The sequence below is a fragment of the Micromonospora inyonensis genome, from assembly GCF_900091415.1.
Taxonomy (GTDB): domain Bacteria; phylum Actinomycetota; class Actinomycetes; order Mycobacteriales; family Micromonosporaceae; genus Micromonospora; species Micromonospora inyonensis.
In genome coordinates, this window is sequence record NZ_FMHU01000002.1 from 646,239 (window position 1) to 671,701 (window position 25,463).

A 25,463-nucleotide genomic window follows, 5' to 3' on the forward strand; every position below is an offset into this window, starting at 1 on the left:
GGGTGATCGGGTGAGTGAATCCGTACCCGCCGACCGGGCCGTCCCGGGCCCCGGTCCCGCCGCCGAGGACGCCTGGCTGACCCTGCCCGACGTCGCCGAACGCCTCGACGTGTCGATCAGCAAGGTCCACCAGATGATCCGCGACCGGGAACTGGTCGCGGTCCGCCGGGACGGCATCCGGAAGATCCCCGTCGACCTGGTCGCCAACAAGACCGTGCTCAAGCACCTGCCGGGTGTGCTCAACCTGCTCGCCGACGCCGGCTACGACGACGACGCCGCGCTGCGCTGGTTGTACGAGCCGGACGACACCCTGCCGGGCACCCCCGCCGTGGCCCTCGGCGGTGACCTGGCCCGCGAGGTCAAACGCCGGGCCCAGGCGCTCGGGTTCTGACCGTGCGGCAGTTCGTCTACCTCGGGGTGCTGGTCGGCTGCCTGCTCTGCGCGCTCTGGCTGGAGCCGGTGTTCCGGGTCAACGTGCTGCGCCGCTGGCGTCGGCTGCTGCTGACCCTGGTGCCGGTGGTGCTGGTCTTCGCGCTCTGGGACCTCGCGGCGATCGCCGCCGGGCACTGGACCTTCGACCCGGAGCAGACCACCGGAGTGCTCCTCCCCGGCGACCTGCCCCTGGACGAACTGCTCTTCTTCGTCGTCGTACCGGTCTGCACGATCCTCGGCTTCGAGGCGGTACGGGCGGTCAACCGTTGGCCGGCGGGGGACGAACCCGCCGGCCCGCCGGTCGGACCGGCCGCGGCGGTGCCGGACGGCGCGCGGTCGCCGTCCGGCCCGGTGACGCCGGGGACGGGGGACCGGGCATGACGTACACCGTCGCCGCCCTGCTCGGCGCGGCCGGCGCGGCCGTGATCGACCTGTACGTACTGCGGACCCGGCTGCTGCTGCGGCCGGTCTTCTGGGCCACCTACCCGATCATCGTGTTCTTCCAGCTCGTCTCCAACGGCATCCTGACCGGTCGGAACATCGTCCGGTACGACCCCGGGGCGATCATCGGCGTCCGGCTGGCGTACGCGCCGGTGGAGGACCTGGTCTTCGGCTTCGCGCTGGTGCTGCTGACCCTGTCGGTGTGGATCTGGCTCGGTCGCCGGGGCGTGCAGCGCACCCCGACCGCCGGCGAGGGCAGCCGCCTGCTCCGCCTCCTGGGTCGCCGCCCCTGACCGGGGGAGGGTCAGTCGGCGCGACAGGTGGCGGCGATGGCGAGGTCGACCAGGGCCTGCCGGGCCTCGGTCTCCAGATCGACGGTGGCGAGCGCGGCCAGCGCGCTGTCGGTGAGGGCGGCGATCCGCTCCTCGGTGCGCGCCAGTGCCCCGCTGGCGGTGATCACCTCACGGAGCCGCGCCACCCCGGCCCCGTCCAGTCCGGGATCGCCCAGGTGCCGGTCGATCAGCGCCCGTCCCGCGTCGTCGGTCCCCGTCACGGCCGCCGCCACCAGGTACGTCCGCTTTCCCTCGCGCAGGTCGTCGCCGGCCGGCTTGCCGGTCTGCGCCGGGTCGCCGAACACCCCGAGCACGTCGTCGCGGAGCTGGAACGCCTCGCCCAGCGGCAGCCCGTACGCCGAGTAGGCCGCCTCGACCTCGGCGGTCGCCCCGGCCAGCGCGGCACCGAGCAGCAGCGGCCGTTCGACGGTGTACTTGGCCGACTTGTAGCGGGCCACCTTCCCGGCCCGCTCCAGCGAGGTGTCCCCGGTGGCCTGGGTCAGCACGTCCAGGTACTGCCCGACGGTGACCTCGGTGCGCATCTCGTCGAAGACCGGCCGGGCCCGGGCCAGGGTCCGCGCGTCGAGCCCGGCGCCGTGCAGCATCTCGTCGGACCACACCAGGCAGAGGTCGCCGAGGAGGATCGCGGCGGCGTCGCCGAAGCCCTCCGCGTCCCCGGTCCACCCGGAGGCGCGGTGCCGGGAGGCGAACCGGCGGTGCACGGCCGGCTCGCCCCGCCGGGTGTCCGACCGGTCCATCAGGTCGTCGTGGATCAGGGCACTGGCCTGCACGAACTCCAGCGCGGCGAGGGTGGCGACCACATGGTCGGAATCCACCCCTCCGGCGCCCCGGTAGCCCCAGTAGCCGAACGCCGGCCGCAGCCGCTTGCCACCCCGCAGCACGAACGCCTCGACCGCCTCGGCGACCGGCACCAGTGCCTCGTCGACCCCGGTCAGCCAACCCCGCTGGGTGGCCAGGAATCCGGTCAGGGCCTTGTCGACGCGCTGTCGCAGGCAGGCACGGTCGACAGGGGATACGGGAGCTGCGTGGGTCACGTCACGACGCTAGCCGGTCGCCGTCGACGACCGCGCACCACCGGGGGTGTGACGCGCCGGGGAAGGTACGGACGGGCGGCCGTGACCAGCGCGGCATGCCGGCGTACGGCCGGTTCGGCCCGGTACGCGGCGAGCCGGCGCCCCACCTCGGTGAGGTGACCGGCCGCCCGGGCGGATCCGGCCCGGACGGTGGCGAGCAGGGCCTCTCCGGCCACCGCGCAGGCCTGTTCGACCTCGCCGAGGTCGAGGTAGACGCGGGCCAACCAGCCTCCGTAGATCGCCGTGGCGCGCGGCTGCCCGGGGCGGCAGCCGGCGCGCAGCAGCGGTTCGGCGCGCAGGGGTCGGCCCAGCACGGCCAGCGTCCGGCCGGTCATCGCGGCCAGTTCCGCCGGGTCGAGCCAGTAGAGCCAGGGCGGCTCCCGGCGCGGGTCGTGCCGGTCGGCGGCGCGCCGGGCGACGGTGAGCGCCTGTCCGGCCGTGGCGTGCCGGCCGGCGAGCGCGGCGGCCACCGCCGTCCGGTGCGACAGCACCGCCCGCAGCCCGGCCGGGGCGCCCGGACCGGCCCCGGTGTCCGCGACGCGGGCCAGCAGCAGCGCGCCGGACGGGTCACCGATACCGGCGAGCAGGTGGCTCGCCGAGCCGAGCACGTGCCCGGCCAGCGCCCGGTCACCGGCCGCCGCGGCGGCCCGCAACCCCAGCCGGTACGCGGCCAGCCCACCGGCCGGGTCACCGGCGTCGGCGGCGAGCCACCCGGCGAGCTGCGCCGCCTCGCCCAGCACCGGCAGCAGTCGGCGCCGCCCGGACGGGCCGGCCAGCCGGACTGCGCGGGCCACCCGCCGCAACCGGGACGCGCCCAGCCCGGCCAGGTCCGTGCCGCCGGACAGGTCGTCGAGCCGGCGCAGCCGGTCCAGCCAGCCGGCCGGGTCGTCCCACGACCGGGCGGGCTGGTCCCATGAACCCGTCGGGTCGTCCCACGACCAGGTGGGGTGGCCCCGCGAGCCCGTCGGGTCGTCCCAGGACCAGGTGGGGTGGCCCCGCGAGCCCGTCGGGCCGGGTGGCGGCAGCGACCCCTCCGGGTCGGCCAGCCACCGCTGGGCCAGGGCCAGCAGCGCCCGTCGCTCCCGGGACCCGTCGGTCACCGGGTACGCGTCGGTGCGGCGGCTCGCCACTGCGGCCCCGACCAGCCGTACCCGGGGGACCGCCAGCACGACGGCGAGCCAACCGAGCCAGAACTCCCCGGGCACGCGCACCTGCCGTTCCCAGCGGGAGACCTCGTGCCGGCTGAGCGTGGCTACCCCGGCGGCGGCGCAGAGCCGGGCGGCGAGCTGGGCCTGGCTCCAGCCCCGGGCCAGCCGGAGCCGGGCGAGCAGGGGCCCGAACAGCTCCGGGCCGGGCGACGGGGGCGGGATCATGGGGCCTCCGGGAGGTCGGCGCGGCGGCCCCGGCGGCCGGGTGGCCCGGACCGGTGCGCCGTCGATTCAGACTGCGGACCCCCGCACGGCTGGCGACCGACCCCCATCGGCTCACCGTGCTGCCCCCCTGCCTACCCGAGGGGTACGACGAATCCGCCGCGGCGGGACCGCCGCCACCCGTCCGCCGTCCGCCACCCGTCCGCCACCCAGGGGCTGGCGCGCCTCGACCGGGGGTCCGGCGTGCCTCGACCGGACCGCCCGTCGGGGGGCCGCCCGCAGATGCCCCCGCCCGGTAGAGTCGTGGAGTGGCGCTCGGTCTTCCCTCGGTCCTTCCCAACTCCCAGCCGTCGATCGGGGAGCTGATCCGCGACTGTCAGCCGACCTTCTCGTTCGAGTTCTTCCCGCCCAAGACCCCGGCCGGCGAGACCCTGCTCTGGCAGGCGATCCGCGAGCTGGAGTCACTGCGTCCCTCGTTCGTCTCGATCACCTACGGTGCCGGCGGCTCGACGCGGGACACCACCGTGACGGTCACCGAACGGATCGCCACCGAGACCACCCTGCTGCCGATGGCGCACCTCACCGCCGTCAACCACTCCGTCGCCGAACTGCGGCACGTGATCGGGCGACTGGCCGGGGTGGGCGTGCGCAACGTGCTGGCGGTCCGGGGCGACCCGCCCGGAGACCCCACCGGGGAGTGGGTCCCGCACCCCGAGGGGGTGCACTACGCCGAGGACCTGGTGCGGCTGATCCGTGACTCCGGTGACTTCAGCGTCGGGGTCGCCGCCTTCCCGTACCGCCACCCCCGCTCGCCGGACATCGCCTCCGACACCGACTACTTCGTCCGCAAGTGCCGGGCGGGAGCCGATTTCGCGATCACCCAGATGTTCTTCGACGCCGACGACTACCTCCGCCTGCGTGACCGGGTGGCCGCCGCCGGCTGCGACACCCCGATCCTTCCCGGGGTGATGCCGGTGACCCAGCTCGCCACCATCGCCCGTTCCGAGCAGCTCTCCGGGGCACCCTTCCCGCCCGCGCTCGCCGAGCGGTTCGCCAAGGTCGGCGACGACCCGGAGGCGGTCCGTCGGCTCGGCATCGAGCAGGCCAGTGAGATGTGCCGGCGGCTGCTCGACGAGGGCGTGCCGGGCATCCACTTCATCACCCTGAACCGCTCCACCGCCACCCGGGAGGTCTGGCGGAACATCCAGGTCGGCGCGCGGGTGTGAGCGGCACCGGGTGTCCCGGCGCGGACCACGACCGGGTACCGCCGACCGCGACACCCGACGAGCCCTCCTACGGTTGATCCGTGGTGGGCACTCCGCTGAGATGGGACGACTACGCGACCGCCTGGGCCCGGTTGCACGGGGGCTTCGATCCCCGGACGGCAGCCCCGGTGGTCCGCGGCTGGCTGCGTTTCGCGTACCACGTTGGCTATCTGCTGGGCCGGTTGCGGGTCAACCCGACGGCGGTCACCGCCGCCGGGGTGCTGCTCTGCTTCTGCGTGCCGCTGCTCGCCGTACGCCCCTCCGACGGCCCGTTCCTGGGCGCGCTCTTCGTCCTGCTCGCCGCGGTGGCCGACAGCGTGGACGGCGCGGTGGCGGTGGTGACCGGTCGTAACACCCGCCTCGGCTACGTCTACGACTCGCTGGCCGACCGGCTCGGTGAGGTCGCCTGGTTGCTGGCGTTCTGGCTGATGGGGGCGCCGGGAGCACTGGTGGTGGCCGGAGGCGCGCTCTCCTGGCTGCACGAGTACGTACGCGCCCGCGCCGTCGCCGCCGGCATGCGCGAGATCGGCGCGGTGACGGTAGGGGAGCGGCCGACCCGGGTCAGTGTCGCGCTGGTCGGGCTGCTGGTGGCCGGGCTGACCGGGCTGGTCCGGCCCGAGTTGGCCGCCGGCACGATCACCCTGGCGACGGCCGTCTGGGTGCTGCTCGCCGGTTTCGGGCTGGGGCAGCTCCTCTCCGCCGTCCGTCGCGCCCTGCTCGCCGCCGACGCCCCCGGTCCGGCCCACGTCCGCTGACACCGCCCGGTCTGCCACCGGTGCCGGTGCCCGTGCCTGTGCCGAAGGGGTGGTGGTTGGTTGGTGTGGCGTGGCGTGGCGTGGATGCAGGGGGCCCTTCCTCGACAAAAAGCGGTAGCAGGGGACCCCTGCAACCACCGGGCAGGGGCGGCCCTGCAACCACCGGGCAGGGGTGGCCGTGAGTCAGGCCGGGCCGATCCGGTCGGCGACGATGCGGGCGGAGAGGGTCACCATGGGCAGGCCGCCGCCCGGGTGGGTGGAGCCGCCGACCAGGTGCACGCCGTACGCCGGGGCGCGGTTGGCCGGACGCAGCAGCCCGCCGGCCGTGCCGTAGATCGCGCCGCCCGGCGCGCCGGTGGCGCTGCCCAGGTCGGCCGGGGTACGGATCTCGCGGAACAGCAACCGGTCCCGCACGTCGATGCCCCGCTCGGCGAGCACGTCCAGGATCCGGTCCGCGTACGCCTCGGCAAGCCCCGGGCGACGCCAGTCGACGGCGGACGCGGCGGTGCCGTGTCGCGCCGCGTTGACCAGCACGAACCATGCCTCGTGGTCGGCCGGGCGGACCACCGCGTCGTCGGCCACGGTGACGAAGACCGTCGGGTCGACCGCGGGCCGGGCGCGGACACCCCGCCCCGGGTCACCGAAGACCGCGTCGAACTCGGCGTCGTAGTCGCGGGGGAAGAACACGTTGTGGTGGGCCAGGCCGGTCGGCCCGCGTACCCCGAGCAGCAGCACGAACCCGGCGAGGCTGCGGTCGGCGAGCCCGGCGAGCCGGCCGGGGCTGGGCAGCAGGTCCCGGTAGACGGTCAGCGCGTCGACGTTGGCCACCACCACGTCGGCGGGGACCGGCGCGGCGATGCCGCGCACGCGTACCCCGTGGACCCGCCCGCCGGCCGCGTCGATCTGGGTGACCGCGGTGCCGGTCTGCACGACCACACCGAGGTCCAGGCAGCGCGACAGCAGCGCGTCGGCGAGCGTGCCCAGCCCGCCGCGCAGGTACCAGCCGCCGAAGGCCAGCTCGGCGTAGGGGACGGCGACCAGCGCGGCCGGGGCGCGACGCGGGTCCGCGCCGGTGTAGGTGGCGTACCGGTCGAGCAGCATCCGCATCCGGGGGTCGCTCAGGTGGCGGCGGCCCAGCCCGCGCAGGGTCCGGCCGGGTGCGATCGCGGCCAGGTCGCCGAGCCGCCAGGCCAGCGCGGCCAGGTCCCGGGGGGAGTCGACCGGCCGGCGCAGGATGTGCTGCCAGGACGTCTCCCAGACCCGGCCGGCGCGGCGCCACAGCCCCCGCCAGTCGGCCGCCGACCGCTCCCCGAACGCCGCGCCGATCCGCTCGGTGAACTCCACCGGGTCGGCGCAGGAGTCCAGGGTCGTGCCCCCGCCGGGGGCCGTGCCGTCCGGGAAGACGTGTCGCACGATCGGGTCCAACGGGACGAGGTTCAGGTACTCGTCGAGCTTCGCCCCGGTCGCCTCGAACAGCTCGGTGAAGACCTCGGGGAGGGTGAGCAGACTCGGGCCGGTGTCGAAGTGGAACGGCCCGGCGGGTGTGTCGCGCGTGTACCGGCCGAGCTTCCCGCCGACCGTGTCGGCCTGCTCGAAGACGGTCACCTCGTGTCCCGCGGCGGCCAGCCGGGCGGCGGTGGCGAGCCCACCCACCCCGGCACCGACGACCACAACCCGAGCCATGTGTCGCGCCCTCCTAGCCGACCGGGCGACCGCGCCAGGAGAGGCGGCGTCGCTTCCGCAGATGGTACGACCGGATGGTCAGCCAACCGAGGACCACGACCGATACGGGGTGGGCGAGCGCGTCGGGCCACCACCGGCCCCCGGTCGCGTGGGCGCTGACCACCCGACCCGCGACACCGAGCAGGTAGCCGGTCCCCGCCAGCGTGGCGACCGTCGGCGCGCCGACCAGCAGCGCGGCCACGACCAGCAGCGGTGGCGCCACGTAGAGCAGGCCGAGCAGGGCCACCACGGCCGCCGCCGCGCCCGGGTGGCCGAACGAGGCCCAGAGCGACTTGGTGTAGCCGTCGCGCAGCTGCGGCCAGGTGTCGTACATCCGGCAGTCGGCCAGCGGGGAGCCGTCGGCCAGGGCGATCTGGCCGCCGGCCCGCTTGACCGTGCGGGCCAGCTCGATGTCCTCCAGCACCCGGTCCCGGACGGCCGCGTGCCCGCCGGCGGCGCGGTAGCCGGCCCGGTCGACCACCAGGAACTGCCCGCCCGCCGCCGCCAGCGAGGGCCGGGCCGAGCGTTCCATCGCGCGTAGCGGCAGGAAGGTCAGCCACAGCCACTGCAACAGCGGCTGGACCAGCCGGTCGCTCACCGTCGTCACCAGGATCCTCGGGTACGGCGACAGCAGCGTCACCCGCGCGGCGCGCAGCTCGCCGACGGCCGCCGCCACCGCGTCCGGGGCGAGGACGACGTCGGCGTCGACGAAGACCAGCACGGTGGCCGCCGGGTCGGCCCGCTGCGCGAGCTGGTGGCAGGCGTGCGGCTTGCCCAGCCAGCCCGGTGGCGGGGTCACCCCGGTCAGCAGGGTGGCCCGGGGGTCGCCGTCGACCACGGCGCGCACCACCTCGGCGGTGCCGTCGGTCGAGCCGTCGTCGAGCACCACGATCCGCATGTCCGGTACGCCCCGTTGGGCGAGCAGCGCCCGCAGGCACGGGGTGACCCGGGTGGCCTCGTCGCGCAGCGGCAGCAGCACCGCCACCGGTTCGCCGACCTCGGCGGGCCGGTCGGCCGGTCGGCGCAACCAGCGGGTGGCGTTGAGCAGGGTGTGTCCGGTCAGCGCGGCGAGCACGGCCAGCGGGACCAGCACGGCGACGACCGGACCGGTCATGCGGTGGCGTCCACCCGCGGCTGGCCGGAGCCGTTCCCCGTGCCGGCCGGTGGACGTCGTCGGTGGCCCCGGGCGAGCGTCACCGCCAGCGGCACCGCCGCGACCGCCATGCCGGCCGCGCCCCAGAACGCCGACGCGGGCAGCCCGAGGAAGACCGCGTGGGCCAGCACGCTGGAGAAGTACGTCCACAGGTACAGCGCGTACATCGGGTGGTCCGCCGGGCCGGTCCGGTCGGCCGACGCTCCGGCCAGCGGGCGCAGCAGCGTCGTCATCAGCACCCCGAACAGCAGCCAGCCGAGGTAGTTGCTGACCGGGACGCCGGGCAGTCCGGGCAGCGCCGGGGCGGCGTCCCGCCAGCGCCAGTACCCCTCGGCGACCATCTGCGGGTCGAGGAAGAGATCCCAGGTGGCCAGGCCGACGGCGGCCAGCGCGATCCGCCGTACGCCGGGCCGGACCAGCCGTACCGCGGCGAGCCACGCCGGCCAGGCCATCCAGGTCCAGGCCAGCGGGATGATCAGGGGCACCCCGGCGAGCTTCGGGCCGAGGTGACCGGAGTAGTCGTAGCTGCCGAACGGGAAACCGGTGGCCACGCCGAGCGCCTCGATGGCGAACCCGCCGCCGGTGGCGACCGCGACCAGCGCCGCCGCCGTCCGGGGCCCCCGGGTGAGCAGCGCGTGGCCGACCGAGAGGAGGTAGCCGAGCACGACCGTGGCCACGGTCAACGCCGCCCGGGTGCCCCCGCCGGTCAGCGGGTAGCCGATCTGGGCGAGGACGAGGACGCCGAGCAGCACCCAGCTCAGCCGGGGTGGCCGGGCGTCCCCGTCGACACCCCGTCCGGGCCGGGGTCCGTCGGTGGACCGGTCGCCGCCGGCTACGGCGGATGCGGCCCGGTCACCGCTCACGACGGGTACGGGCCGGAGACGGCCGGCCCGGCGGACGCCGTGGGGCCGGAGGGCGCCGGTGGCGGCAGCGGAAGGGTCCGACCGAGCACGCCGAACGCGCGTTCGTCGCCGGGGAAGTGGAAGTTCCGCAGGACGTCGACGAAGCCGAACCGGCGGTAGAGCCGCCAGGCACGGGAGCGTTCCTCGTCGGCCTCCGGGGTGGACAGCAGGGTGGTGCTCCCCTCGGCCATGGTCAGCAGCACCCGCAGCTGCCCCGCGCCGAGGCCGTGCCCCTGTGCCGAAGGCCGGACGTGCAGCTCGACGACCTCGAAGCAGTGGGTCAGCCAGAGCCCGCGCCGGGTCGGGTCCAGCGCCCGACTGACCTGGTCGTGCCACCACTGCCCGGGTGTGCCGAGGTAGCCGTACCCGAAGCCGGCCAGGTGGCCCTCGCTGGTGAGGCTGGCCACCGCGCGGAAGCCCGGCCGGCGGACGTGGGTGGCGATGTAGCCGCGCCGGGACTCCAGCAGGTCCGGCCGGTACCCCATCGCCTCGCCGTAGACGGCGACCACGTCGTCCAGCCGCCGGACGAGATCGTCCGGGGTCCACCGCACCAACCTCATGCGCGCCCGCCCTCCACCGTCTCCGTGTCGTCACCGGTCCAGCCCAGCACCGCCCGGGCCCCGGTCACGGCACGCACCTCGAACCGGGCGAACAGTTCCTCCGCGTACCAGCCCTCGGTGGGGGTGCGGGCGATCGCGGCCCGGTGCTCCGGGTGACGGTACGCGAACTCGACCAGGCTCGCCGGATCACGCCACAGGCTGACCGTGCCCTGCCAGCCCAGCGGGGCCTCGCCGACGCCGAACCGGGCGAGCAGGCCGGGCGCGTGGTGCAGCGCGGCGGCCACCGGGGGGACGGCCCGCCAGAAGGTGAGCGCCCGCCGGGGGCGCAGCCGGGCGCGGGTCAGCGCCAGCACCGGTCCGGTCACCCGCCCGCCGGCCGGGGCGCCGAACGGCCGTCGGCGGGACCACTCACCCCGGCTGGCCACCGGACGTAGGTCGAGCCGGACGCTCGCGCGGGCGAGCCGGGCCCAGGAGCGGCCGACCGGGGAGTCGTCGAAGCCGGCCGCCGCCTCGGCCGACGTCCAGACGGTCAGCGCGGCCCAGCGGGTCGGGTCCACGTCGCCGGGGCCGAACCCGGTGCCCGTTCCGGTGCCGAGCAGCTTGGCGAAGCGCACCCCGTCGGTGGCGCGCAGCCGGCGCGGACCGAGCGCCATCCGGGGCAGCACCCGGGGCAGGTCGCTCCGACCCACCTGCCAGACGTGCAGGGTGACCAGCCCGCCGACGGGCTCCGGGCCGGAGGGCGGTCCGGACACGTCATCCCGGCCGGGGCGCTCGTTCACGCCACCCCGGCCGGGATGCCGGCGGTCATCCGCGGCAGGGCGGGATGCCCGAGCGGGGCGAGCCCGCCGGAACCGTCGCGCGCGTCCTGCACCGCCCGCACGGTGGGGTGTGGCTGCATGCTGGCCATTCTCCCCGGTACGCCGCCGCCCGTCGCGCCGGCCACGCCAGGCCGGGGTGAGGGTTCGGTCCGCACTCAGGCGCGGCGCCCGGGTTCGGCCGGACCGGCGGTGACCACGGCGACCACGTCCGGCGGGCCGGGCCGGTCGGTCTCCGACGACAGGGGCGTCCGGCCCGGGGCGACCCGGGCCGTCTCGGCCAGCGCGACCCCGACCAGCACCAGCAGGCCCCCGCCGATCCGGGCGGCGTTGAGTGCCTCGGTCGCGCCGAGGGTCACCCAGGCGACCGCCGAGGCGATCACCGGCTCGACCATCCCGACGATCCCGACGCTGGTCGCCGGGAGGTGTCGCATCGCCCCGGCCACCAGCAGGTACGGCACCACCGAGCCGAGCACGACCACGTACCCGAGCAGCAGCACGACCGGCACGCCCCGGCTGGCGCCGGCCAGCGGGGTCCAGTCGCCGACGCCGGTGACCGCCCGGGTGAGCAGACCGGCCACGGCGGCCGCGCCGAACGCCCAGGTGCAGAGCGAGACCGTGTCCCGTCCCTCGACCCCCCGCGCACCGAGCACGTAGTAGAAGGCGAGGAAGAACGCGGCTCCGAGACCGGCCAGCACCCCGAGGCCGTCGAGCGTGAACTCCCCCCAGATCTCCGCTACGCAGGCCAGCCCGACCAGGCTCAGCACCAGACCGGCCCAGAGCCGGGGTCGGACCGGGTGCCGCTGCCCGAACCGGGCCCAGAGGGCGACCAGCAGCGGGGCGGAGTACTCGAAGAGCAGCCCGATGCCGACCGGCAGTCGGGAGATGGCGACGAAGTAGAGCATCGGCACCAGGAAGAAGCCGGTCAGTCCGTACCCGACCAGCAGCGGGACCTGCCCGGCGGTGACCCGTAGCCGCCGGATGCCGGGGCGGAGCAGCGCGCTCAGCGCCAGCAGGACGGTGAACGCGCCGGCCGCGCGGAGCAGGGTGAGCTGCGGTGCGTCGATACCGGTGCGGAGCACCAGCTTGGAGACGGTGCCGTTGACGGCGAAGAGGACGCCCGAGCAGAGCACCATGACGACGCCGAGGGCGGGACGGGGTGTGCGCACGCTGCGAGGCTACCGAGGTCGGAGGGGGTGCCCGCAGGCGAGATCCGGCGAGGTCGCGTCGTGTCACACGTTGCGTTTTCCCCGGCGGCAGGGTGTACTGTCAGCAGTGGTTAGAACGGGTGTTCGATTGAGTCGGGCGCCGGTTCCCACTACCCGGGAGGGGTGTTTCGCGGCGCTGCTCCCGGGGCGGTGCGGTGCCGCGGACCGCACCGGGCACCGGGCAGTCGCGAGCCCGGTCCCGTCAGGCAGGATCGTCGCCCGCCGCCCACGACCCCCGGGCGGCGGGCGACGAACCCGCCGGTCAAGCCGGCCGGGTGTGGTGTGGGGAAGCGTCCACACCCGGCCGGCCGTACCAGGTGCGTCTTCCTCCGCACCCGCCCCAGACCCGGGCCACGCCGCCGGACGGATCCGTCTCCGCCGGTGGCGTGGTCGCCTCGGCGACGCGGAGGAGACAGTCATGCCGTCCAACCCGGCTCCGGCACCCACGGTGCCCGCGCACGTGCTGCCGCACCGCACCCCGGCCCAACTTCTCGCCGTGGCCCGTCGCGGGCTGGTCGAGGCCGCCCAGACCCGCCCCGACGGTCTGCGCTACGCCGCCGCCCATCTGGCGGCGCTGCGTGCGGCGGCGGCCCTGCTGGCCGCCCGCGCCCGTCCCGCACCCGCCCGGCGCAACCGGATCACCAGTGTCTGGGTCCTGCTCGTCGGGGTCGCCCCCGAGCTGGGCGAGTGGGCCGCCTTCTTCGCCGCCGGTGCCGGCAAACGGGCCGCCGCCGAGGCCGGCATCCCCCGGGTGGTGACCGCCCGTGAGGCCGACGACCTGCTCCGCGCCGCCGAACAGTTCGTCATGGTGGTGGAGACGGCGCTCGGTGTGACGCACCAGCCGGCCCTCGACGGGCTCGCCGCCTGACCCGTGCCGCCCGGTCCGGCCCGGGTGGCCTCGCACAGCACTGATCTCCAGCTACGACACGACGGGGGGCTTGTCCATGGCGGGCCGGATGGTGCTCGGTTCCGCCGCGCTGGCCGGTCTGGTCCGTCCGGCGAGCGCGCCCGACCCGGCGGACGCCCAGCGGGTGCTGCCGGTCCTGCCCGAACTCACCGGGCTGCTGCCCAACCGGGGCCTGCGTCGGGGGAGCACGGTCTCGGTCGCCACCGGCCAGCCCCGGCGCAGCGGTGGGACGTCCCTGATGCTGGCGCTGCTCGCCGAGGCGTCCCGGGCCGGCTCCTGGTGCGCTGTGGTCGGGGTGCCGGCCTTCGGCGCGGTGGCGGCGGCCGAGGCCGGTATCGCCCTGGACCGGCTCGCCCTGGTGCCCCATCCCGGTCCGGAGTGGGCCACCGTCGTCGCCGCCCTGATCGACGGGGTCGACGTCGTGGTCACCGCGGTCCCCGCCACGGTCTCCGCCTCGGTCGCCGGTCGGCTGGCCGCCCGGGCCCGGCAGCGCGGCAGCGTCCTCGTCCCGTACGGCCGGTGGACGGGGGCCGACGTCACGTTGCAGGTGGTCCGGGGTGTCTGGGAGGGGATCGGACCGGGGCGGGGTCGGCTCCGCAGGCGGGAGGTGACCGTCTCCGCGCGGGGCCGGGGCGCGGCGGCCCGACCGAAGGAGATCACCGTCTGGCTTCCCGGCGACGGCCGCACCCGGATCGTTCCCCGGCCCACGACCACCCTCCCGGCCGCATCCGCCGTGGTGTCCCGCCGGGGCCCGTTGACCCTGGTCGGGTCGGCGTGACCCGTGCGGTCCGGACCCTGCTGCTCTGGTGCCCGGACTGGCCGGTGATCGCCGCCGAGATCGTCGAGGGGGTTCCCGCCACCGGTGCGGTCGCCGTCCTGCACGCCAACCGGGTGGTCGCCTGCTCGGAACGCGCCCGCGCCGACGGGATCCGGCGCGGTCTGCGGAAGCGGGAGGCGCAGGGCCGCTGCCCCGGGCTGACCGTGGTCGAGTACGACCCGTCGCGGGACACCCGCGCGTTCGAGCCGGTGGTCGCCGCCGTCGAGGAACTGGTCGCCGGGGTGGAGGTGGTCCGGCCCGGGGCTTGTGCGGTGGCCGTCCGGGGGCCGGCCCGGTATCTCGGCGGTGAGGAGGTGGCGGCCGAGCGGATCATCGAACACGTCGCCCAGACGTGCGGGGTGGAGAGCCAGGTCGGCATCGCCGACGGGGTCTTCGCCGCCGGGCTCGCCGCCCGTACCGGGCAGGTCGTGCCACCCGGCGACACACCGGGGTTCCTGGCCGTCCTGCCGGTCGAGGCGCTCGGTCGTCCGGCCCTGGCCGACCTGCTGCGCCGGCTCGGCATCCGGACGTTGGGTGACTTCGCCGCGCTGCCCGCCGGGGACGTGCTGGCCCGGTTCGGTTTCGACGCGGCGCTGGCCCACCATCTCGCCGCCGGGCGGGACCACCGTCCGCTCGCCGTCCGGGTGCCCCCGGCCGACCTGACCGTCGGCGCCGACTACGACGAGCCGCTCGGCCGGGTGGACGCCGCCGCGTTCGCCGCCCGGGCACTGGCCGAGCGGCTGCACGACCGGCTGGCCGCGCACGGCCTGGCCTGCACCCGGCTCGGGGTCGAGGCGGTCACCGCGCACGGCCAGGAACTGCACCGGGTCTGGCGGCACGACGGCCTGCTCACCGCCGGGGCCATCGCCGACCGGCTCCGCTGGCAACTCGACGGCTGGCTCTCCGGCGGCGCCGGCCGTCCGGGCCGTCCGACCGCCGGGATCATCCGGCTACGACTCGTTCCGGACGGGGTGCTCGTCCAGGTCGGGTTGCAGCCTGGCCTGTGGGGTGCCACCGGTGCGGAACGCGAGCGGGCGCACCGCGCGTTGAGCCGGGTGCAGGGCCTGCTCGGCCCGGAGGCGGTGGTGACCGCGGTGCTCGGTGGCGGGCGTTCCCCGGCCGACCAGGTCCGACTGGTGCCGTGGGGCGACGAACGCCTTCCCGCGCGCCCCGGCGAACCGGGCTGGCCCGCCACCGGCCCGACGGGCTCCGACCGGCCGGTGGAGCCCGTCCCGGCGGACCGGACGGCTCCGGTGCGCGGCACCGGCGGCCGGGTGGGGCGGCGGCCGGGTCCGGGTGGCCGGACGACGCGTCCGGAACTGCCGCCGTGGCCGGGGCGACTGCCGCCCCCCGCACCGGCCGTGGTGCTGCCCGCCCCGCTCGCCGCGACCGTGCACGACGCCACCGGCGAGCCGGTCGGGGTCAGCGCCCGGCTCCAGCTCACCGCCGCGCCGGCCCGGGTGGCCGTCGACTCCGCCGCACCGGTGGAGATCGTCGGCTGGGCCGGGCCGTGGCCGGTCGACGAACGGTGGTGGGCTCCGGCCGAGGCCCGGCGTGCGGCCCGCTTCCAACTCCTCCTCGCCGACGGCGCCGCCCTCCTGATGGCGGTCGAGGCCGGCCAGTGGCTGGTGGAGGCGATCTATGACTGAGCGCGGGTGGGGCCGGTGAGCTTCCACAACCCGAAGCTGCCCTGGTCGGAGCTGGAACGGGTGCTTTCCGGGCGGTCTGGCGGTGGCGGCCGCCCCGGGGAGCGGCACCTGCACGTGGTGGATCCCCTCGCCGTCGACGGCGACGGTGGGGACGCCCCCGCCTGGACCCGGAAGCGCCCGCACTACGAGGCGCCCGAGCTGCCCCGCCCCGACGGCGTGGTGCCCTACGCGGAACTGCACGCGCACACCAACTTCAGCTTCCTCGACGGGGCCAGCCACCCGGAGGAACTGGCCGAGGAGGCCGCCCGGCTCGGGCTCACCGCGCTCGCCGTCACCGACCACGACGGCTTCTACGGGGTGGTCCGCTTCGCCGAGGCGGCCCGCGCCCTGCGACTGCCCACCGTCGTCGGCGCGGAACTCTCCCTCGGCCTGCCCGGCCCCCAGGGCGGCGAGCCGGATCCGCTCGGCCGGCATCTGCTGCTGCTCGCGCACGGCCCCGAGGGGTACGCCCGGCTCGCCACCACCATCTCCCGGGCCCAGCTGCGCGGTGGCGAGAAGGGCCGCCCGGACTACGGCGATCTGGAGGAGGTCGCCGCCGAGCTGCGCGACCACGTGCTGGTGCTCACCGGCTGCCGCAAGGGGCACGTGCCGGCGGCCCTGCTCACCTCCGGCGTCGACGCCGCCGCCCGGGAGCTGGACCGGCTGGCCGCCCTGTTCGGCCCGGAGACGGTCGCGGTGGAGCTGACCGACCACGGCCACCCGGTCGACGCCGACCGCAACGACGCCCTCGCCGAGCTGGCCGCCGTCGCCGGCCTGCCCACGGTGGCCACCAACAACGTGCACTACGCGACACCGGGTCGACGGCGGCTGGCCACCGCGCTCGCCGCCGTGCGGGCCCGGCGCAGCCTGGACGAGATCGACGGGTGGCTGCCCGCCGCCGGCACCGCGCACCTGCGCAGTGGCGCCGAGATGGCCTCCCGGTTCGCCGCCTACCCGGGCGCGGTGGCGCGGGCCGCCGAGTTCGGCCGGGAACTCGCCTTCGACCTCCAGCTCGTCGCGCCGCAACTGCCGGCGTACCCGGTGCCGACCGGGCACACCGAGATGAGCTGGCTACGCCACCTCACCGAGGAGGGCGCGCGGGAACGCTACGGTCCGCGCGCGGCGCATCCCGAGGCGTACGCGCAGCTCGACCACGAGCTGGGCATGATCGAGGCACTGGGTTTCCCCGGCTACTTCCTGGTGGTCTACGACATCGTCGCGTTCTGCCGCGAGCAGGACATCTACTGCCAGGGGCGGGGCTCGGCGGCGAACTCGGCGGTCTGCTACGCGCTGCGGATCACCAACGTGGACGCCGTCCGGCACCGGCTGCTCTTCGAGCGTTTCCTCGCCCCCGAGCGCGACGGCCCGCCCGACATCGACGTGGACATCGAGTCCGACCGCCGGGAGGAGGTCATCCAGCACGTCTACACCCGGTACGGCCGGGAGCACACCGCCCAGGTCGCCAACGTCATCTCGTACCGGCCCCGGTCGGCGGTGCGGGACGTGGCGAAGGCGTTCGGTTTCTCCTCCGGCCAGCAGGACGCCTGGAGCAAGCAGATCGACCGTTGGGGCACGGTCGCCTCGGTCGACGTCGAGGGCATCCCCGAGCAGGTGGTGGCGTACGCCAACGAACTCCAGACCTTCCCCCGGCACCTCGGCATCCACTCCGGTGGCATGGTGATCTGCGACCGGCCGGTGATCGAGGTCTGCCCGGTGGAGTGGGGGCGGATGCCCGGCCGCAGCGTCCTCCAGTGGGACAAGGACGACTGCGCCGCCGTCGGCCTGGTCAAGTTCGACCTGCTCGGCCTCGGCATGCTCTCCGCGCTGCACTACGGGTACGACATGATCGGGATGAGCCTGGACCTGGGCGACATGTCGCTGGACGACCCCGAGGTCTACGACATGCTCTGCCGGGCCGACTCGGTCGGGGTGTTCCAGGTGGAGAGCCGCGCCCAGATGGCCACCCTGCCGAGGCTGAAACCCCGCTGCTTCTACGACCTGGTGGTGGAGGTGGCGCTGATCCGTCCCGGCCCGATCCAGGGCGGCTCGGTGCACCCGTACATCCGGCGCAAGAACGGCGTGGAACCGGTGACCTATCCGCACCCGCTGATGCGCAACGCGCTGGAGAAGACCCTCGGCGTGCCGCTGTTCCAGGAGCAGCTGATGCAGCTCGCCATCGACCTGGCCGGCTTCGACGCGGCCGGGGCCGACCAGCTGCGCCGGGCGATGGGGGCGAAACGCTCGGCGGAGCGGATGGCCCGGATCGCCGAGCGGCTCTACGCCGGCATGGCCGGTCGGGGCATCACCGGCGACCTGGCCGACGACGTCTACCGCAAGCTCTCCGCCTTCGCAAGCTACGGCTTCCCGGAGAGCCACGCGATGAGCTTCGCCTACCTGGTGTACGCCAGCTCCTGGCTCAAGCGCTACCACCCCGCCCCGTTCCTGGCCGCGCTGCTGAACGCCCAGCCGATGGGCTTCTACTCGCCGCAGACCCTGGTCGAGGACGCCCGCCGGCACGGCGTCGAGGTACGCCGTCCGGACGTCAACGCCAGCGGCGCGAAGGCGACCCTGGAGTCCGCCCCGGACACCCGGTGGGGGAGTGGCCCGGGGGAGCCGCCGCACTCCTGGGGACTGGGCGGGCCGGCGGTCCGGCTGGGGCTGTCGAGCGTGCGTACCCTCGGCGACGGGGTGGCCGAGCGGATCGAAGCCGAGCGGGCGGCACACGGGCCGTACCGGGACATGCCGGACCTGGCCCGGCGGGTCGGTCTCACCGCCGCGCACCTGGAGGCCCTGGCCACCGCGGACGCCTTCGCCTGTTTCGGGCTGAGCCGGCGGGAGGCGCTCTGGGCGGCCGGCGCGGCGGCCCAGGAGCGGCCCGACCGGCTGCCCGGCACGGTGACCGGCGTGACCGCCCCCACCCTGCCCGGCATGGACGCGGTGGATCGCCTGGTCGCCGACGTGTGGGCGACCGGTCTCTCCCCGGAGAGCCACCCGGCCCGCTTCCTCCGGGACCGGCTGGACGCGCTCGGCGCGGTGCCGGTCGCCCGGCTCGGTCAGGTCGAACCGGGCCGGCGGATCCGGGTCGGCGGCATCGTCACCCACCGGCAGCGCCCCGCCACGGCCGGCGGGGTCACCTTCCTCAACCTGGAGGACGAGACCGGCATGCTCAACGTGAGCTGCTCACCGGGGCTGTGGCAGCGCTACCGACGGGTGGCGAAGACGAGCAACGCCCTGGTGGTCCGGGGCATCCTGCACCGGCACGAGGGGGTCACCAGCCTCACCGCCGACCGCCTCGACCCGATCGACGCCCCGGTCACCCCCACCTCCCGCGACTTCCGGTGAACCGACGGTCGGCGACCACCGTCGGCGGGTGGACCATCTCGGGTGGAGTCGTCCCAGCTGGTGGATGTCGTAGGCTCGGAAACCAGGGTGCCCCTACGTACCCGGAAGGACCCCGGTGACTTCACGAGACAAGATCCAGACGATCTTCACCGACGTGGTGCGGCGTAATCCCGGCGAGGCGGAGTTCCACCAGGCGGTGCACGAGGTGCTCGACAGCGTCGCCCCCGCCCTGGCCAAGCACCCCGAGTACGCCGAGGCGAAGATCATCGAACGGATCTGTGAGCCGGAGCGGCAGATCATCTTCCGGGTGCCGTGGGAGGACGATCGCGGCGAGGTGCACATCAACCGCGGTTTCCGGGTGGAGTTCAACAGCGCGCTCGGCCCCTACAAGGGTGGCCTGCGCTTCCACCAGTCGGTGTACCTGGGCATCGTGAAGTTCCTCGGCTTCGAGCAGGTGTTCAAGAACGCGCTGACCGGTATGCCGATCGGGGGCGGCAAGGGCGGCTCGGACTTCGACCCGAAGGGCCGCTCGGACCGGGAGGTGATGCGCTTCTGCCAGTCGTTCATGACCGAGTTGTACCGGCACATCGGCGAGTACACCGACGTGCCCGCCGGTGACATCGGCGTCGGCGGTCGGGAGATCGGTTACCTCTTCGGCCAGTACAAGCGGATCACGAACCGGTACGAGTCCGGAGTCCTCACCGGGAAGGGGCTGACCTACGGCGGCGCACAGGTACGCCGGGAGGCCACCGGCTACGGCGCGGTGTTCTTCGCCGACGAGATGCTCCGCGCCAAGGGTGACAGCTTCGACGGCAAACGGGTGGTGGTGTCCGGGTCGGGCAACGTGGCGATCTACGCGATCGAGAAGGTGCACCAGCTCGGCGGCACCGTCATCGCCTGTTCGGACTCCTCCGGCTACGTCCGGGACGACAAGGGCATCGACGTCGAACTGCTCAAGGACCTCAAGGAGGTCCGGCGTGCCCGGATCGACGCGTACCTGACGCACCGCCCGCACGCCTCCTTCGTCGCGGACCGCACCGTGTGGGAGGTGCCGTGCCAGGTGGCCGTGCCGTGCGCGACGCAGAACGAGATCGCCGCAGCCGACGCCGCCGCGCTCGTCAAGGGCGGCTGCGGGATCGTCGTCGAGGGTGCGAACATGCCCACCAGCCCGGAGGCAATCCGTGCCTTCACCGCGGCCGGTGTCCGCTTCGCCCCCGGCAAGGCGGCCAACGCCGGTGGTGTCGCCGCCAGCGCCTTGGAGATGCAGCAGAACGCCAGCCGTGACTCCTGGACGTTCACCTACTCCGAACAGCGGCTGCGGGAGATCATGCGGGACATCCACGCCCGCTGCCACGCCACCGCCGAGGAGTACGGGATGCCCGGCAACTACGCCGCCGGTGCGAACATCGACGGCTTCCGCCGGGTGGCCGAGGCGATGCTCGCCCACGGCCTCATCTGAACCCGGCGCGAGCCCGGACCCGGTCCGGTGGCCGGTTCAGCCGGCGACGGCGGCGAGGGCCGCGCCCGCGCTGCCCAGCAGCCCGACCAGCACGATCCGGCGGAACACCAGCGGCGGGATCCGGTCGAACAGCAGGTTTCCCAGCCACCAACCCAGCGGCACGGCGGGTAGGGCCGCCAGGCTCAGCCGGAGTACCTCGGCGTCGATCCGGCCGGCCAGCGCGAACCCGGCCAGCCCGATCAGCCCCGCCCCGGAGAAGACCGCCGCCAGGGTGGCCCGGAAGGTGCGCGGGTCGTACCCGAGGGAGTGGAACGCGGCGACAAGCGGTGGCCCGTTCGTGCCGGTGGCGGCGGTGAGCACCCCCACCAGGACACCGACCGCGCCGATGCCGACCGGTCCGGTGCGGACCCGCGCGCCCGACCAGACCAGCGCGACGCACCCGAGCACGACGACCGCGATCAGCGCGCTGAGCAGTCGTTCCGGGAAGGTCACCAGGACCAGCAGCCCGATCGGCACACCGAGCAGGGCGGCGGCGGTCAGCGCGCCGGTCACCCGCCAGCGCACGTACCGGCGCTCCCGGACGGCGGCGACCACGGTCAACCCGATGTCGGTCAGCGCGGTCACCACCACCGCGGTACGCGGATCGATGACCGTGGCCAGCAGCGGCACGGTCACCAGGGCGAACCCGAAGCCGCTCACCGACTGGGCGAAGGCACCGAGGAGCACGATGCCGAAGGCGGCGATCGACAGGAGCACCCGCAGAGCGTGACGCATCGACGCACGACGAGCAACGGGCGCCACTGGAGGACCGGTCCAGCGGGGAAGAACACACCCCGGGGCTGTTTCAGTGCCGACCCGGTGGAGAACTACCCGACTGGTCTTTGTGATCATGCTGAACCAGCAACCGTTTCGTCTACCACTAGGGGGATCAATGATGATTCGCCAGTCGGCCCAGGCCGTCGCGAACACCCGCCGGACCCGCCTCGGCGCGGGCTGGGTGCCCAGCCACCACGCCGAACCGCGCGAGTACCCGGTCACCGCCGGCCCGGTCGCCAACGACCGCCGGGCTCAGGTCGTCGAGGACGAGACCGGGGCGACGGAGTCCTGCTGATCCACCCGCCCGGGTGGTAGCAGGGGTCCCCTGCTCACGTTTTCTGTCGAGCAGGGGACCCCTGCACACACCGCAGGGCGGGGGAGCACCACCGCAGGGCGGGGGAGCACCGCCGCAGGGGTGGGGGTGCACACACCGTGAGGCAGCGGAGGGGGCCCTGCGCACGCCTCACCGCAGCACTAGGCTCGATCGGGTGGAGCAGACACGAGGCCGGTTCACCGGGCCGCCGCTGACCCCCCGTACCGCCGTCATCTGGTCGGTGCTCCGGGCCGAGCTGGACCGCCGCGGCGACGAGGAACTGACCGTGCTCGACGTCGGCGGCGGCACCGGCGGCTTCGCCGTGCCGCTGGCCCACGCCGGGCACCGGGTGACCGTGGTCGACGCCAGCCCGGACGCGCTCGCCGCGCTGACCCGCCGGGCCGCCGAGGCCGGCGTCGGCGATCGGGTGCGGGCGGTGCAGGGCGACGGGGACGCGCTCGCCGACCTGGTCGAGCCGGCCAGCGTCGACCTGGTGCTCTGCCACGCCGTACTCGAGGTGGTGGACGACCCGACGCCGGTGGTGACCGCCCTGGCCACCGCGCTGCGTCCCGGCGGCGCGGCGAGTGTGCTGGTCGCCGGGCGGGCCGCCGCGGTGCTCGGCCGGGCGATGAACGGCCACCTCACCGCCGCGGCGACCCTCGCCGCCGACCCGTGCGGCAGCGCCGGCCCCCGGGACACCCTGCGCCGACGCTACGATGCCGACTCCGCCGCCGCGCTGCTGCGCGCCGCCGGGCTCACCGTCGAGGAGATCCACGGGGTACGCGTCCTGGCCGACCTGCTCCCGGCGGCGGTCGCGGACGGCCAGCCGGCCGCCCTGCTGGAGCTGGAACGGGCTCTGGCGGCGCAGCCGCCCTACCGTGACCTCGCCGCCCAGTTGCACCTCTTCGCCCGCCGGCCGGTGACCCCGTCCGGCCGGGTGACGCCGTCCGGCCGGGTGACGCCGTCCGGCCGGGTGACGCCGTCCGACCGGGTGACCCCGTCCGACCGACCCGTCCGGCCCCGGGAATGACCGCGATGCCGAGTCCGGGCCCGACCGGACCGCTGGACCCGGTGGCCCCCCGCTACGGTTCCGGCAGCCTCGCCGACGTGCTGCCCAGCGCGTTGGCCGTGCTCGGCGTGCCCGGCAGCCCCGACCCGCTCGGCCTCACCACCGACCTCGACGGGATCCGCCGGGTGGCCGTGCTGCTCGTCGACGGCCTCGGCTGGTACCAGATCCCCACCGCGCGTCCGTACGCCCCGACCCTGTTCGGGTTCTACTCCCTGCTCGGCCGGCGGCTCACCGCCGGTTTCCCGTCGACCACGCCGACCAGCCTGGTGAGCCTGGGCACCGGGGTGGCGCCCGGCGCGCACGGGGTGCTCGGCTTCCGGGTCCGGGTGCCGGAGACCGACCGGCTGCTCAGCCACATCGAGTGGGGCCGCGAACCGGAGCCGCGACACTGGCAGCCGGTCCCCACCCAGCTCGAACGGGCCCGCGCGGCCGGGGTGACGGTGACCGTCGTCAGCCGTCCCGAGTACGACGGCAGCGGCCTGACCGTGGCCGCGAACCGGGGCGGTGACTACCGGGGTGCGGCCGGCGCGGACGCGCTCGCCACCGAGATGCTGGCCGCGCTCGCCACCGGGGACGGGCCCACCCTGGTCTCCGGTTACCACCCCGACCTGGACCGGCAGGGCCACCTGCACGGGGTGGACTCGCCACCCTGGCGGGTCGCCGCCGCCGAGGTCGACCGGCTGCTGGTGCGTCTGGTGGACGGCCTGCCCGGCGACGCGGCGCTGCTGGTCACCGCCGACCACGGGCAGCTCAACGTTCCCCAGGACCACCGGGTCGACCTGGACGCCGACCCCCGGCTGCGGGCGGGCGTGCGGGTGGTGGCCGGCGAGTCGAGGGTCCGTTACCTGCACGTCGCACCCGGCGCGGTCGCCGACGTGGTGGACACCTGGTCGGCGGTGCTCGGCGACGCGGCCCGGGTGCTGACCCGCGACGAGGCGGTGGCGACCGGCTGGTTCGGGCCGGTGCCGGAGTCGCACCTCCAGCGGATCGGCGACGTGGTGGCGGTCTGCCGGGACACCTGGGCGATCGTGGCGACCCGCTCGGAGCAGCCGATCGAGTCACGGCTGATCGGCTACCACGGCGCGGACACCGCCACCGAGATGACCATCCCGTTGCTGGTGGTCCGGGGCTGAGGTGTCGTACCCGCCGGTTAGCCTGCGGGGATGGGGCGTAGTCAGTCGTTGCCGCGCGGCGGTGACCCGCGTTTCGGCCCGGACGCCGACGACACCGACTGCCCGATCCTGCACGTCGACATGGACGCCTTCTTCGCGTCGGTGGAGGTCCGCAGCCGTCCCGAGCTGCGCGGGCGGCCGGTGGTGGTCGGCGGTGTCGGCCCGCGCGGGGTGGTCAGCTCCGCCAGCTACCCCGCCCGGCGGTACGGCGTCCGCAGCGCGATGCCCACCGCGCGGGCCCGGTCCCTCTGCCCGCACGCGGTCTTCCTCCCACCGGACTTCCCGGCCTACTCGGCGGCCTCCCGGGCGGTGATGCGGATCTTCCGGGACGTCACCCCGCTGGTCGAGCCGCTCTCCCTGGACGAGGCGTTCCTCGACGTGGCCGGCGCGCGACGCCTCTTCGGTCGTCCCGCCGAGATCGCCCGGCTGATCCGCGCCCGGGTCGCCGAGGAGCAGGGGCTGACCTGCTCGGTGGGGGTGGCACCGACGAAGTTCGTGGCCAAGCTGGGCTCCACGCGGGCCAAGCCGGACGGGATGCTCGTCGTCCCCACCGCCCGGGTGCTGGAGTTCCTCCACCCGCTGCCGGTGGACGCGCTCTGGGGCGTGGGCGAGCGCTCCGCCGCGACGCTGCGCCGCCTCGGGCTGGCCACCATCGGCGACCTCGCCGAGGCCCCGGCGGGCATGCTTCGCCGGGCGATGGGGGAGGCCGCCGCGGCGCACCTGCGCGAGCTGGCGCACGGACGGGACCCCCGCCGGGTCAGCCCCGAGCAGGTGGAGAAGTCGATCGGGGCGGAGGTCACGTTCGACACCGACGTGGGTGATCCCCGGCAGGTCCGCCGGGCACTGCTCGCCCTCGCCGAGAAGGCGGGTGGCCGGCTGCGCCGGGCCGGCCAGGTGGGGCGGACGGTGGCTCTCAAGGTCCGGCTGGCCGACTTCACCCTGGTGGGTCGTTCTCGGACCCTGGACGTGCCGACCGACGTCACCCGGGAGATATTCGACACGGTATGGGCGCTGTACACCGCTCTCGACCCGGGGCAACTCGTCCGGTTGGTGGGCGTACGGGTCGAGGGGCTCAGTGCCGCCGAGGCCACCCCGCGGCAGCTCGCGTTGGGTGCTCCCGAGCACGGGTGGCGGGAGGCGGAGGCGGCGGCGGACGCCGCGGCTGCCCGTTTCGGGCGGTCCGTCATAGGTCCGGCCAGTCTTCTGGAGGGCCGTGATCGGCGCCAACGGGAAAAACCATCCCAGCCGTAGGTCGTCCCGCTTTCCGACGCGCGAGGGCCCTCGTAGACTTGCGGGTAAGCAGCCGGTCGGCTGCCACGGTCTGTCGGTCCGAACGGGCCGACCAACGTGACCGGGGAGGAGTGCCGTGCCGCTCTCGGAGCACGAGCAGCGGCTGTTCGAGCAGATCGAGCGGTCGCTTGCCGAGGACCCCAAATTCGCCTCGGCCGTGCGCGCCAGCGACCCGCGTTTCCACACGCGGCGTCGCCTGCTCGTCGCTGCCGGCGTGATCATCATTGGCCTGGCCCTCGTGGTCTACGGCGCGGTGATCAAGACCCCGCCGCTCGCGGTGGCGGGTTTCGTCGTGATGCTGGCGTCAGCGGCGTTCGCGGTGCAGTCGCACCGCCGGGCGCAGTCGCCCGACCTGCACGTGGTCGGGGGCACCACCAGTCGGCGGCGTCCCCGGGCGGGGCGTGCCGGTCGCCGGTCGTCGCTCCTGGACCGGCTGGAGGACCGATGGCGGCAGCGTCCGGAGGGACACCGCTGACCATCGGCTGACGAGGGCGGGGCCGACCGCGCCCCGCTCCCGCGTCGTACCACCGCGCCCAGGGCC

The 25,463-nt window shown here is 75.2% G+C and carries 24 protein-coding genes and 1 pseudogene; 15 read left to right on the top strand and 10 right to left on the bottom strand.

Translation table 11 applies throughout. The features are described from left to right. Positions 1 to 10: 10 nt before the first annotated feature. From GA0074694_RS17865 to GA0074694_RS17875, 3 genes are read left to right on the top strand one after another with little or no spacing between them, the layout of a single operon-like run. Positions 11 to 391 carry an Rv2175c family DNA-binding protein gene (locus GA0074694_RS17865; protein ID WP_091463358.1) on the top strand — a complete coding sequence of 127 codons (381 nt, stop codon included), beginning with the start codon at positions 11 to 13 and terminating at the stop codon, positions 389 to 391. Positions 392 to 393: 2 nt separating this feature from the next. Beyond that, positions 394 to 813: a lycopene cyclase domain-containing protein gene (locus tag GA0074694_RS17870; RefSeq protein ID WP_091459833.1), complete on the top strand. Its 420-nt coding sequence runs from the start codon at positions 394 to 396 to the stop codon at positions 811 to 813. Then, complete coding sequence (locus GA0074694_RS17875; RefSeq protein ID WP_091459835.1) at positions 810 to 1,166, top strand: lycopene cyclase domain-containing protein; 357 nt, start codon at positions 810 to 812, stop codon at positions 1,164 to 1,166. The genes GA0074694_RS17870 and GA0074694_RS17875 overlap by 4 nt, the downstream gene beginning before the upstream one ends. An 11-nt stretch (positions 1,167 to 1,177) precedes the next feature. Here GA0074694_RS17875 and GA0074694_RS17880 read toward each other — a convergent pair whose 3' ends face one another. Further along, entirely contained in the window at positions 1,178 to 2,260 is a 1,083-nt protein-coding gene (locus GA0074694_RS17880) for a polyprenyl synthetase family protein (protein ID WP_091459837.1), read from the bottom strand. Further along, positions 2,257 to 3,672, bottom strand: coding sequence for a helix-turn-helix domain-containing protein (locus GA0074694_RS17885; protein ID WP_091459840.1), 1,416 nt, complete (start codon positions 3,670 to 3,672; stop codon positions 2,257 to 2,259). The genes GA0074694_RS17880 and GA0074694_RS17885 overlap by 4 nt, the downstream gene beginning before the upstream one ends. A gap of 305 nt (positions 3,673 to 3,977) precedes the next feature. On the opposite strand from GA0074694_RS17885, the gene metF reads away from it, so the two are divergent. Together metF and GA0074694_RS17895 are read left to right on the top strand one after the other, a co-directional pair. Beyond that, the gene (metF, locus tag GA0074694_RS17890) at positions 3,978 to 4,895 is read left to right on the top strand and encodes a methylenetetrahydrofolate reductase [NAD(P)H] (RefSeq protein WP_091459843.1); all 918 of its coding nucleotides are present in this window, start codon (positions 3,978 to 3,980) and stop codon (positions 4,893 to 4,895) included. 80 nt (positions 4,896 to 4,975) lie between these two features. Beyond that, positions 4,976 to 5,689 carry a CDP-alcohol phosphatidyltransferase family protein gene (locus GA0074694_RS17895; protein WP_091459846.1) on the top strand — a complete coding sequence of 238 codons (714 nt, stop codon included), beginning with the start codon at positions 4,976 to 4,978 and terminating at the stop codon, positions 5,687 to 5,689. Positions 5,690 to 5,872: 183 nt separating this feature from the next. On the opposite strand, the gene GA0074694_RS17900 is transcribed toward GA0074694_RS17895, so the two are convergent. The 7 genes from GA0074694_RS17900 to GA0074694_RS17925 all read right to left on the bottom strand — a co-directional run bounded on the left by GA0074694_RS17900 (position 5,873) and on the right by GA0074694_RS17925 (position 12,010). Further along, positions 5,873 to 7,372: a phytoene desaturase family protein gene (locus GA0074694_RS17900; RefSeq protein ID WP_091459851.1), complete on the bottom strand. Its 1,500-nt coding sequence runs from the start codon at positions 7,370 to 7,372 to the stop codon at positions 5,873 to 5,875. Between the two features lie 13 nt (positions 7,373 to 7,385). After that, on the bottom strand, positions 7,386 to 8,525 hold the full coding sequence (locus tag GA0074694_RS17905; RefSeq protein WP_091459853.1) for a glycosyltransferase family 2 protein: 1,140 nt from the start codon (positions 8,523 to 8,525) through the stop codon (positions 7,386 to 7,388). Beyond that, positions 8,522 to 9,325, bottom strand: a complete 804-nt coding sequence (locus GA0074694_RS17910; RefSeq protein ID WP_091463359.1) for a carotenoid biosynthesis protein — start codon at positions 9,323 to 9,325, stop codon at positions 8,522 to 8,524. The genes GA0074694_RS17905 and GA0074694_RS17910 overlap by 4 nt, the downstream gene beginning before the upstream one ends. Positions 9,326 to 9,423: 98 nt before the next feature. Then, complete coding sequence (locus GA0074694_RS17915) at positions 9,424 to 10,026, bottom strand: GNAT family N-acetyltransferase (protein ID WP_091459856.1); 603 nt, start codon at positions 10,024 to 10,026, stop codon at positions 9,424 to 9,426. Continuing rightward, positions 10,023 to 10,778 (bottom strand): monooxygenase, encoded by a 756-nt coding sequence (locus GA0074694_RS17920; RefSeq protein ID WP_091463360.1) that lies wholly within the window; start codon positions 10,776 to 10,778, stop codon positions 10,023 to 10,025. The genes GA0074694_RS17915 and GA0074694_RS17920 overlap by 4 nt, the downstream gene beginning before the upstream one ends. Positions 10,779 to 10,801: 23 nt before the next feature. Beyond that, positions 10,802 to 10,924 carry a hypothetical protein gene (locus GA0074694_RS33695; RefSeq protein ID WP_281190101.1) on the bottom strand — a complete coding sequence of 41 codons (123 nt, stop codon included), beginning with the start codon at positions 10,922 to 10,924 and terminating at the stop codon, positions 10,802 to 10,804. 75 nt (positions 10,925 to 10,999) lie between these two features. After that, positions 11,000 to 12,010 carry an EamA family transporter gene (locus tag GA0074694_RS17925; RefSeq protein ID WP_141714185.1) on the bottom strand — a complete coding sequence of 337 codons (1,011 nt, stop codon included), beginning with the start codon at positions 12,008 to 12,010 and terminating at the stop codon, positions 11,000 to 11,002. Positions 12,011 to 12,467: 457 nt separating this feature from the next. Between GA0074694_RS17925 and GA0074694_RS17930 the strand changes: the two genes are divergently transcribed. The 5 genes from GA0074694_RS17930 (at position 12,468) to gdhA (ending at position 20,262) form a co-directional block, all read left to right on the top strand. Next, complete coding sequence (locus tag GA0074694_RS17930) at positions 12,468 to 12,917, top strand: SAV_6107 family HEPN domain-containing protein (protein ID WP_091459861.1); 450 nt, start codon at positions 12,468 to 12,470, stop codon at positions 12,915 to 12,917. 76 nt (positions 12,918 to 12,993) lie between these two features. Then, positions 12,994 to 13,734: a hypothetical protein gene (locus tag GA0074694_RS17935; protein ID WP_091459863.1), complete on the top strand. Its 741-nt coding sequence runs from the start codon at positions 12,994 to 12,996 to the stop codon at positions 13,732 to 13,734. After that, positions 13,731 to 15,422 carry a DNA polymerase Y family protein gene (locus GA0074694_RS17940; protein ID WP_091459866.1) on the top strand — a complete coding sequence of 564 codons (1,692 nt, stop codon included), beginning with the start codon at positions 13,731 to 13,733 and terminating at the stop codon, positions 15,420 to 15,422. Before GA0074694_RS17935 ends, GA0074694_RS17940 begins: the two co-directional genes overlap by 4 nt. A 15-nt stretch (positions 15,423 to 15,437) precedes the next feature. Beyond that, positions 15,438 to 18,803: an error-prone DNA polymerase gene (locus tag GA0074694_RS17945; RefSeq protein ID WP_091463361.1), complete on the top strand. Its 3,366-nt coding sequence runs from the start codon at positions 15,438 to 15,440 to the stop codon at positions 18,801 to 18,803. A 115-nt stretch (positions 18,804 to 18,918) separates the two neighbouring features. Then, the gene (gdhA, locus tag GA0074694_RS17950) at positions 18,919 to 20,262 is read left to right on the top strand and encodes an NADP-specific glutamate dehydrogenase (protein WP_091459867.1); all 1,344 of its coding nucleotides are present in this window, start codon (positions 18,919 to 18,921) and stop codon (positions 20,260 to 20,262) included. Positions 20,263 to 20,298: 36 nt separating this feature from the next. On the opposite strand, the gene GA0074694_RS17955 is transcribed toward gdhA, so the two are convergent. After that, positions 20,299 to 21,018: a sulfite exporter TauE/SafE family protein gene (locus GA0074694_RS17955; RefSeq protein ID WP_176737994.1), complete on the bottom strand. Its 720-nt coding sequence runs from the start codon at positions 21,016 to 21,018 to the stop codon at positions 20,299 to 20,301. A gap of 178 nt (positions 21,019 to 21,196) precedes the next feature. Between GA0074694_RS17955 and GA0074694_RS17960 the strand changes: the two genes are divergently transcribed. From GA0074694_RS17960 to GA0074694_RS17980, 5 genes and pseudogenes are all read left to right on the top strand, one after another. After that, complete coding sequence (locus GA0074694_RS17960; protein ID WP_245714785.1) at positions 21,197 to 21,373, top strand: hypothetical protein; 177 nt, start codon at positions 21,197 to 21,199, stop codon at positions 21,371 to 21,373. A 193-nt stretch (positions 21,374 to 21,566) separates the two neighbouring features. Beyond that, positions 21,567 to 22,307, top strand: a pseudogene (locus tag GA0074694_RS17965) (methyltransferase domain-containing protein); the annotation flags it as partial. A 110-nt stretch (positions 22,308 to 22,417) separates the two neighbouring features. Continuing rightward, positions 22,418 to 23,593, top strand: a complete 1,176-nt coding sequence (locus GA0074694_RS17970) for an alkaline phosphatase family protein (RefSeq protein ID WP_091459874.1) — start codon at positions 22,418 to 22,420, stop codon at positions 23,591 to 23,593. 30 nt (positions 23,594 to 23,623) lie between these two features. Continuing rightward, a complete protein-coding gene (locus tag GA0074694_RS17975; protein ID WP_091459877.1) occupies positions 23,624 to 24,883 on the top strand; it encodes a DNA polymerase IV in 1,260 nt (419 codons plus the stop codon). A gap of 115 nt (positions 24,884 to 24,998) precedes the next feature. Beyond that, entirely contained in the window at positions 24,999 to 25,397 is a 399-nt protein-coding gene (locus GA0074694_RS17980; protein ID WP_091459879.1) for a DUF3040 domain-containing protein, read from the top strand. Positions 25,398 to 25,463: the final 66 nt, after the last annotated feature.

Coding starts and splice junctions, on each gene's coding strand:
- GA0074694_RS33695 (WP_281190101.1), bottom strand. CDS start 10,924: ATGCAGCCACACCCCACCGTGCGGGCGGTGCAGGACGCGCGCGACGGT.
- GA0074694_RS17930 (WP_091459861.1), top strand. CDS start 12,468: ATGCCGTCCAACCCGGCTCCGGCACCCACGGTGCCCGCGCACGTGCTG.
- GA0074694_RS17875 (WP_091459835.1), top strand. CDS start 810: ATGACGTACACCGTCGCCGCCCTGCTCGGCGCGGCCGGCGCGGCCGTG.
- GA0074694_RS17960 (WP_245714785.1), top strand. CDS start 21,197: ATGATTCGCCAGTCGGCCCAGGCCGTCGCGAACACCCGCCGGACCCGC.
- GA0074694_RS17970 (WP_091459874.1), top strand. CDS start 22,418: ATGACCGCGATGCCGAGTCCGGGCCCGACCGGACCGCTGGACCCGGTG.
- GA0074694_RS17915 (WP_091459856.1), bottom strand. CDS start 10,026: ATGAGGTTGGTGCGGTGGACCCCGGACGATCTCGTCCGGCGGCTGGAC.
- GA0074694_RS17905 (WP_091459853.1), bottom strand. CDS start 8,525: ATGACCGGTCCGGTCGTCGCCGTGCTGGTCCCGCTGGCCGTGCTCGCC.
- GA0074694_RS17885 (WP_091459840.1), bottom strand. CDS start 3,672: ATGATCCCGCCCCCGTCGCCCGGCCCGGAGCTGTTCGGGCCCCTGCTC.
- GA0074694_RS17935 (WP_091459863.1), top strand. CDS start 12,994: ATGGCGGGCCGGATGGTGCTCGGTTCCGCCGCGCTGGCCGGTCTGGTC.
- GA0074694_RS17900 (WP_091459851.1), bottom strand. CDS start 7,372: ATGGCTCGGGTTGTGGTCGTCGGTGCCGGGGTGGGTGGGCTCGCCACC.
- GA0074694_RS17975 (WP_091459877.1), top strand. CDS start 23,624: ATGGGGCGTAGTCAGTCGTTGCCGCGCGGCGGTGACCCGCGTTTCGGC.